General features: G+C 50.3%; 3 protein-coding genes. All 3 read right to left on the bottom strand.

Annotated elements, in window-relative coordinates:
- Positions 1-67 precede the first annotated feature (67 nt).
- Positions 68-316 (bottom strand): acyl carrier protein, encoded by a 249-nt coding sequence (locus ACTHS3_RS06960; RefSeq protein WP_049344238.1) that lies wholly within the window; start codon positions 314-316, stop codon positions 68-70.
- Between the two features lie 12 nt (positions 317-328).
- The gene (locus tag ACTHS3_RS06965; protein WP_003680822.1) at positions 329-589 is read right to left on the bottom strand and encodes a phosphopantetheine-binding protein; all 261 of its coding nucleotides are present in this window, start codon (positions 587-589) and stop codon (positions 329-331) included.
- Positions 586-1,236, bottom strand: a 651-nt coding sequence (locus ACTHS3_RS06970; RefSeq protein ID WP_440367505.1) for a lysophospholipid acyltransferase family protein, incomplete at its 5' end; no start/stop codon positions are given. The genes ACTHS3_RS06965 and ACTHS3_RS06970, both read right to left, overlap by 4 nt.

Here is a 1,236-nt window from a genome sequence, read left to right on the forward strand (position 1 = left end):
TGATTGATTTTCAGACGGCCTTGCGGATTGACAAGGCCGTCTGAAAATATGCTGATTCAAAGCGGAATCAGGAATCTTGTTGTACTTTTAAGACCGCTTGAACCACGTCTTCTACGGTGCGCACGTTGCGGAAGTCTTCGGCTTGCAGTTTGCGGCCGGTTTCGCGTTTGATGTGGTCGATAAGGTCGATGGCGTCGATGCTGTCGATTTCCAAATCTTCGTAGAGGTTGGTTTCGGGTTTGATGCGTTCCGGTTCGATTTCAAACAGGTTAACTAGTGCATCGGTCAGCAGGGCGCGTACTTCTTGTTCGGTCATCTTCTCTCTCCCTTATGCTTGGCGGCTCTTGACGAACTCGGCCAGTGTTTTGACGTTGGCGAAGTTTTCGCGCAGGTTGTCGTTTTCTCCGTCGAGCTGGAAGCCGAAGGTTTTTTGTACGGCCAAACCAAGTTCCAATGCATCAACCGAATCCAGACCCAGGCCGTCGTCGCCGAAAAGCGGATCTTCGCTGCCGATGTCGGCAACGGTAATATCTTCCAGACCTAAGCTGTCGATGATTAATTGTTTGATTTGGTTTTCTAAATTGCTCATGTGGTTTTCCTTGTAAAATAGTCTTGCAGGTATTCGTTTAAACGTCGTGCGGCGATGGGCAGGGGTTTTTCTGCCAGCCATTCTTCAGGCAGGATATCGTCGCCGACGGTAATTTCATAATGAATTTTTTGTGGCGGGATTTTGTACCACGGCTGCCCCTTTTTAAAATTGGGCGGCGTCATCTTGATGCACACGGGCGTGATGACTGATGCGCTGCGCAAACCGAGCGATACGGCGCCGCGGTGCATTTTAACCTGTCCGTCCCAACCTGTGCGCGTGCCTTCGGGGAAAATCAGCAGACTTTGCCCGCTTTTGAACACGGCATCGATTTCTTCCAGCATTTCCATGCTTTCATCGTTGGGGATGTAGCCGGAAGCGATAATCTGGCTTTTCATGCTGGGGTTGTGCAACAGGTCTTTTTTAACCAGTACGTTCGGCTCGGAATAATGGCTGATCAGCAAGACGACATCCAAAAGCGAGGGATGGTTGGCAAGAATGAGCTGACCGGGTTTGCCGAGTTTTTCCAAGCCGTTGAAACGGACGCTCAATACGCCCGACCATTGCAGGTAGCCGACGAAGAAACGCCAAACTTTGCCTATCATGCGTCTTGCTTCAAGTTGGCGTTTGATGTCGCCTTTGGTCGATTT

The organism is Neisseria sp. P0009.S007 (assembly GCF_051962515.1).

What these genes read in the sequence shown, in the direction of transcription:
- ACTHS3_RS06960 (WP_049344238.1), bottom strand. Translation starts at nt 316, where the DNA reads ATGACCGAACAAGAAGTACGCGCCCTGCTGACCGATGCACTAGTTAAC.
- ACTHS3_RS06965 (WP_003680822.1), bottom strand. Translation starts at nt 589, where the DNA reads ATGAGCAATTTAGAAAACCAAATCAAACAATTAATCATCGACAGCTTA.